Origin of the sequence: Candidatus Electronema sp. PJ, assembly GCF_048287395.1 — a bacterium.
In the GTDB taxonomy this organism is placed as follows: Bacteria; Desulfobacterota; Desulfobulbia; order Desulfobulbales; family Desulfobulbaceae; genus Electronema.
Genome location: NZ_JBLWEO010000086.1, coordinates 1 through 6,503, shown reverse-complemented (window position 1 = coordinate 6,503; position 6,503 = coordinate 1). Strand labels below are relative to the sequence as shown.

At 49.1% G+C, this 6,503-nt stretch carries 8 protein-coding genes; all 8 read left to right on the top strand.

Annotation, left to right across the window (positions count from 1 at the left end; genetic code table 11):
- Positions 1-346 precede the first annotated feature (346 nt).
- The 8 genes from ACNKIB_RS13750 (at position 347) to ACNKIB_RS13715 (ending at position 6,186) form a co-directional block, all read left to right on the top strand.
- Positions 347-1,513: a hypothetical protein gene (locus ACNKIB_RS13750; protein WP_417911143.1), complete on the top strand. Its 1,167-nt coding sequence runs from the start codon at positions 347-349 to the stop codon at positions 1,511-1,513.
- Between the two features lie 5 nt (positions 1,514-1,518).
- Positions 1,519-2,541 (top strand): aminoglycoside phosphotransferase family protein, encoded by a 1,023-nt coding sequence (locus tag ACNKIB_RS13745; protein ID WP_417911142.1) that lies wholly within the window; start codon positions 1,519-1,521, stop codon positions 2,539-2,541.
- A gap of 33 nt (positions 2,542-2,574) precedes the next feature.
- Complete coding sequence (locus ACNKIB_RS13740) at positions 2,575-2,736, top strand: hypothetical protein (protein WP_417911141.1); 162 nt, start codon at positions 2,575-2,577, stop codon at positions 2,734-2,736.
- 216 nt (positions 2,737-2,952) lie between these two features.
- A complete protein-coding gene (locus tag ACNKIB_RS13735) occupies positions 2,953-3,693 on the top strand; it encodes an HAD family hydrolase (RefSeq protein ID WP_417911140.1) in 741 nt (246 codons plus the stop codon).
- Between the two features lie 50 nt (positions 3,694-3,743).
- Positions 3,744-3,974, top strand: coding sequence for a hypothetical protein (locus ACNKIB_RS13730; protein WP_417911139.1), 231 nt, complete (start codon positions 3,744-3,746; stop codon positions 3,972-3,974).
- A complete protein-coding gene (locus ACNKIB_RS13725) occupies positions 3,971-4,234 on the top strand; it encodes a hypothetical protein (RefSeq protein WP_417911138.1) in 264 nt (87 codons plus the stop codon). Before ACNKIB_RS13730 ends, ACNKIB_RS13725 begins: the two co-directional genes overlap by 4 nt.
- 31 nt (positions 4,235-4,265) lie before the next feature.
- Entirely contained in the window at positions 4,266-5,495 is a 1,230-nt protein-coding gene (locus ACNKIB_RS13720; RefSeq protein WP_417911137.1) for a lipoprotein-releasing ABC transporter permease subunit, read from the top strand.
- Positions 5,488-6,186: an ABC transporter ATP-binding protein gene (locus ACNKIB_RS13715; protein ID WP_417911136.1), complete on the top strand. Its 699-nt coding sequence runs from the start codon at positions 5,488-5,490 to the stop codon at positions 6,184-6,186. The genes ACNKIB_RS13720 and ACNKIB_RS13715 overlap by 8 nt, the downstream gene beginning before the upstream one ends.
- Positions 6,187-6,503 lie beyond the last annotated feature (317 nt).

Here is a 6,503-nt window from a genome sequence, read left to right as displayed (position 1 = left end):
TGCCACCTTACTCTCCTGATCTTAATCCGATTGAGCATAAATGGGCGCAGGCAAAAGTTCTCAGGAAAAAATATCGATGCTCGGTTGAGGAGCTTTTTCAGAACGATATAATATGATCTTTTTATATCGCTACAGCTATATCTCATAAGCACGACCCAGTTCTGGCCGCTTCCTCGCTCCGCTTCTCTCATCTTTTTTGTTGACAAAAAACGCTCTGCTCCCTACGATGCCTGTTCAGGCAGTTTTACGTTGAGCTGGACAAGCCTACGTCAGAAGGCATCCATAGACCGGCTGGTGATGTTTGCTGACGGATTCGCCGTCCTATTTTAAGTTTCGAGTGATCAACATGCAATCAGGCCCACGAGAAATCATCACGCCGTATAGGCCAATTCCGCTGAATGTACCGGAAGGTTTGAAGCCGAATGAGTTTTTTAATAGTGCTGAAAACTTGAACGATTTGGTGCAGAACAACGGTCTATTGACTAATCCAGAAAATCTCCTGCTGTACCGCAAAGCACTTGGGCATAGCCTGGAATTTGACGCATCAATCATCTACAATACTTCAGCCTGTATTCTGAATCCGCTTGGCCGACCAGTACGCCGTACGCAATTGCCTGAGCATGTCAAGAACGTCTGGAATAGAATGAACCAGATCATGATTGAGTATATGCTGGAGCAATATCCTGACCCAGAACAGTCGCTGGTTATTGCCGGTGAAGCCAGCTTGGATGCAACATGGCCACTGACTTCGCCGGGCGTGCCAAGCATCCGCATGTTGCACAATCATTTCATTGTCTTCAGCAAAGAGGAACTGTGCAATGCGCAATTGGCTGATCCCAGTAACCCGAACCTGACTGACGGCGGCCAGAACAGCCTTTTTGAATCCCATATTCCCGATGTGTATCGGGAGTTCTTCGACAAGGCCTTAGATTTAAGGATTCTGCAAACAACAGATGCGGAAACAGCAAAAATTGCCTTGACTGGCTATCCGCAAGGCTTGCCCAGCTGGGAGATTAGAGGCGGTGCCGCTGCCTTGAAAGATATCTGCTTTTGGCAGGAATACGATCAAGTGCTGAAAGGCTTTCTTGATTTCTATCGAACCTTCTTTGGCCAGGTCTCCACCCGCAATGCGCCGATGCCAGAACATGTTTATTTTCCAGAACAGGTGGAGAAGGTATTATTATTTAATAACGACTTTCTCAAAACCGCTAAAAAAGTACGGGATTGCTGCCTTAAGGATGATAAATATGCCAATGCCATCCGCTGGCAACCGGCTTTCAAGCAACTTATTTATCGCAACGATGAAGGAAAATTGATTGTCACCATTAGTCAAAATTCTATCGGCAATGCGATTACGGAACTGTTGGGCGTGGTGGTGAAGCGCGTGCCTGATGCGGAGGCTTATGCCCAGTTTGAACCGCAGTTGATGGAAAAATTATTTGCTGTGCGGCAGCGGCTGATTGAAGCAGATATTGGCGCACCCATTAGAAATCAGTATTGGCGTGAAGAGTAGGCAGGATGAACAATCAGCATTACCTCGGCCATGTGCGCCGGGACGATCCACTCTACGGCTATTTGCGGCATGAAATTCAGCCGCTGCTCAATGAAGGCAAGCAGCAGCGGCCAGAATACCGTGTGTTCCGTTTGAATGCCTCCAATGATGTATTCCTGTATGAAGAGAAATACACCGGCGCGAAAATTATCGGCAAGTTTTTTCTCTGCGGGCAGAACAAAAATGCCGACAAAGCCGCCGAACGCCTAACCCGCGAGTTTGACAGCCTCTGTATCATGCGCGAATGCGGCCTAAAGGGCTATCCCCACCATGTGGCCCGACCTCTCGGCTGCAATTACGCTTTAAATGCGCTCTTGGTGACGGAAAATTGCGAAGGCGAGCTGTTAAGCAAGGTGATTCTGGCGGCGATTCACAACGGAGAGCAAGAACAGCTCTTCCGTAAGCTCACTGCACTGGGGTATTTTCTGGTTACGCTCCATAACCGGACAACAGCGGGTGTCAGAACAGATTTTAATCACAACTGCAACTATATGGATCAGCTCATCAGCAAGCTTTTGCGGATTGGCGGAATCGGACAGGGCGAAGCAAACGAACTGTATTGGCTCCGAGATCAATGGCGACAGCAAGCACGGATGTGGGAAGATCAGCAGGTGCTGGTGCATGGCGATGCCACGCCAGATAATTTTATTATCGGCAGCGGCTTGAATATCAGCGGCTTTGATCTGGAGCGTTCGCATTGCAATGACCGGGTCTTTGATGTAGGCCGCCTGGCTGGAGAATTGAAGCATTTCTTTCTCCGGGCAACAGGTGACAGACAGGCAGCTGAACCGTTCATCGGCCATTTCCTTTGGGAATACGCCTGCCATTTTCCGAACCGGGACAGGGCATTTCGCTCCATTACCAGCAGGATTCCTTTTTATATGGGCATAACTTTACTGCGCATCGCCCGCAATAGCTGGGTGAGCCGTGAGTATCGCCGCTGTCTGATCAACGAAGGCAAAGAATGCTTGCGGAGATACTCAATATAGGCCAAAATCAGGTTGCAGCGACGAGCGAACCTGTTGCTTCTAGTGCGGTATTTTCTGCATAACTCGGAGTTAATACTCCTTTCTTGCTCACTGACAAAGCAGTTTGGCTGGGCAAAAGAGGAGTTCTGCCGACTCAGAAAGGAGTTGTACTCGGCAGAAAAGGAGTTTGACCAAGTACCAAAGGAGTTCTGGTAAGCCGGAGAGGAGTTTGGCCGACTAGGAAAGGAGTTGGAGTCGGCCAAACTCCTTTGTGGCTCGACAGGCAAGCAGTTTGGCCAAGCCGAACTCCTTTTCTGCCGAGTACAACTCCTTGGCAAACGAGCAGGACTCCTCCCTTGTTTATTTGCATTTCGCTGTAACCTGATTGCTCTTTACTATAAATCCTTATTGCCTCATGCAGGAGAACTTAAGATGCTCATCAAAGGGCTGATCTTTGATATCAACGGTACGTTGACCGATATCAACACTGACGAAGGCAATAAAGACCTCTGGCGAACCTTGAGCAATCTGCTCAAGTATCAGGGGATTTCTCTTGAGGCGGATGAGCTGAAAGCGTTGTACTTCGGGATCATGAGGCAAAAGCGGGAAGCGGAAGGTGAACGGCATCCTGAGTTTGATGCCGTAGTGATTTTCCAAGAGATCATCTATCAGCATTCAACCGCTTTTACTCAGCGGCTACCTGCTGAAAAACAACGGCAGCTTCCCCTGTTTCTGGCCGAGACCTTCCGCGCCGCATCGCTTTTCCGGCTGAAACGCTACCGGGGTGTTAGGGACACGATCAAACAGCTCCATCAGCAATACCGTCTGGCGATTGTCTCTGACGGACAGGCAGCCTATGCCGTGCCGGAACTGAATGCGGTCGGCTTACTTGAATACTTCAGCCCGGTTATCGTTTCCGGTGACTTGGGCTATCGGAAGCCGGACAGACGGCTGTTTGAGAAGGCATTGGCTGCGCTGGAAATGAAACCAGAAGAGGTACTGTTTATTGGCAACGACATGTACCGCGACGTATTCGGCGCACAGCAGTTTGGCATCAAGACGATCTTCTTTAAATCAAATCAGGGGCAGCAGGAATATGCCGGAACAGAACCGAACTACATAATCTATAATTTTCCAGAGCTGCTGAATGCAGTACAGTTTCTTGACAAGTAACGTGAAGCAAACATCAACACATGAGAATCAGCTCTCGTTAAGGAGAAACAATGGCCTCTGAAGCTGCTATCACGATTGCCAAAATGTTGGAGAACTTGCCAGAGCAGTTTACAGAACAAGTGGTTGAGCATGTCAGAGAATATATTGCTGACCTCAAAGATGAAAGACAATGGAATAGCGCATTCTCGCAAAGCCAAGACCAACTTATTGCTGCTGCCAAAAAAGTACGCAAAGAGATTCAGGAAGGCAAAGCTGCGCCCTTAGATATTGAGACCTTATGAATTCCGCAACTGTGCCGTCTTTTTGGGAACAGTACCGGAAACTTGACCGAGAGATGAGGGGGAAAGTCAGAAAAGCCTATCGCCTTTGGACTGAAGACTCGTTTCATCCTTCTTTGCGTTTCAAATGTATCAATCGGAGCGAAAATATCTGGTCAGTAAGAGTGACACTTGGCTACCGCGCTCTTGGTCTTCTCGATAAAGATACAGTTACATGGTTTTGGATTGGCGGCCATGATGACTATGAGCACTTCTTCGGCTAATCACCCAACGACTTATTTCTTTTGATTATATATGTCCTTTGAACGCTTTGTCAGCTTCCGTTACCTGCGGGCTAAACGGAAGCAGAAGTTTATTTCGTTGATCTCTATCATTTCGGTACTTGGGGTGGCGGTTGGGGTGATGGCCCTGATTGTTGTCCTGTCCGTCTATACAGGTTTTACCGAGGGATTGCGTGACCAAATCATCGGTATCAATGCCCATATCTTAGTACAAGGCTTTGGCAGCGAGATTGATAATCCCACGTTGCTCAAAGAACAGGTCGAGAAAGTCAGCGGCGTAGCAGCTGCCACACCCTATGTTTATGCCCAAGCTCTGATTACCTCTGGCGGCCAATCCTCGGGCATCGCCATTCGTGGCATTGACCCAAGTAGTGCAGGCAAGGTGATCAACCTGGAGACCAAGATGACCAGCGGCACCTTGGCTGATCTTGCGACAAAGAACAGTCTCCCTGCCATTGTGTTGGGCAAGGAGATCGCCAATCAGCTCAGGGTGCAAGCAGGCTCGAAAATCCGCCTGATCTCACCGAGTGGGCCGCTCACGCCAATGGGGGTAATGCCCAAGGTACAGACCTGCGTGGTCAGCGGGATCTTTGCTACAGGCATGTATGAATACGATTCGACAATGGGCTTTGTCAACTTGGACACAGCCCGGCGACTCGCGGGTATGGAGGGGGTTAACAGTGTGCATGGCATCGAGGTTCGGGTTGCGGATATTGATCAAGCCAACCTGACTGCCGCTGCTCTCCGCAAGCAGCTTGGGCCAGCGTATTCGGCACGAGATTGGATGCAACTCAATCAGAATCTCTTTGCTGCCCTAAAGCTCGAGAAGATAGGTATCTTCATTGCCTTAGACCTCATCATTCTCGTTGCTGCACTCAATATTATTAGCGCATTGGTGATGGTGGTGATGGAGAAGAACAAAGATATTGCCATCCTTAAGTCTATGGGGGCAAAAACTGGCTCGATCATGCGTATCTTCTTCTATCAAGGGGCAGTGATTGGTCTCTCCGGCACTGTATTAGGCGTAACCTTAGGCTTGAGCCTGTGTGCTGTCCTTAAACGCTACAAGATTATTGAACTACCAAGTAATGTGTATCCCATGTCCACCATGCCGGTCAAAGTAGTGCCAATGGACGTGACTATCATTGCCATCTCTGCTATTCTGATCACCTTGGCAGCGACCTTGTATCCCTCGTGGAAGGCTTCACGCATTCGGCCAGCAGAGGCTTTGACCTATGAATGATCTTCTCAATATACCCACAGCATCCCTGGTTTTGCAAGCCGTGAATCTGTATAAAGATTACGGTACGGAAGAAAATCCAGTCAAAGTGTTGCGCCGGGTCAATATCGAAGTAGCACGTGGTGAGATGCTGGCTATTGTTGGGGCCTCGGGTTCAGGGAAAACCACCCTGCTCCAAATCCTTGGCTGCCTTGATCTGCCAGATAAGGGCAAGATTTGGTTCGATGGTCAGGACTTAAGCCGCCTGTCCGAGAACCAACTGGCCACACATCGGAATAAGCATATCGGCTTCATCTTTCAGTTTCACTATCTCCTGCCAGAGTTTACCGCACTCGAGAACGTGATGATGCCTGGCCTCATTGCTGGTCTGCCAGAACGAAAACTGAAAATGAGTGCCAAACGCCTGTTGGAGCAAGTTGGCCTCGGGCATCGCCTAAGTCATCGCAGCGGTGAGCTGTCTGGCGGCGAACAACAGCGGGTCGCTCTTGCCCGTGCTTTGGTGATGCAGCCAGCCCTGCTGCTGGCTGACGAACCTACTGGCAACCTGGATTCAACCAGCGGCCAGCAGGTCTTTGCGCTGTTGACCGATCTTTGCCGCACCCAGTCCATGTCCGTGATCATGGTAACGCACAACATGGAGCTGGCTAATTCTATGGATCGCTGCCTGACGCTCAAGGACGGCCAACTCAAATAACCGCAGCATATTGCAGGTTGGCTTGAGTAGAATCCAGGCCAACCTGCATCCTCAAAGTTATTGGTTAATGCCGTAGCCTGCTTAGTTCACAGGTGTTTCGGTGACATGTATTGCCGTAAGGTGACCATTTACATTACCTGATGGTGCTATTGTTGGTATTTTTGCATTACCAAGACAATATAGCTGTAGCGATATAAAAAGATCATATTATATCGTTCTGAAAAAGCTCCTCAACCGAGCATCGATATTTTTTTCTGAGAGCTTTTGCCTGCGCCCATTTATGCTCAATCGGATTAAGATCAGGAGAGTAAGGTGGC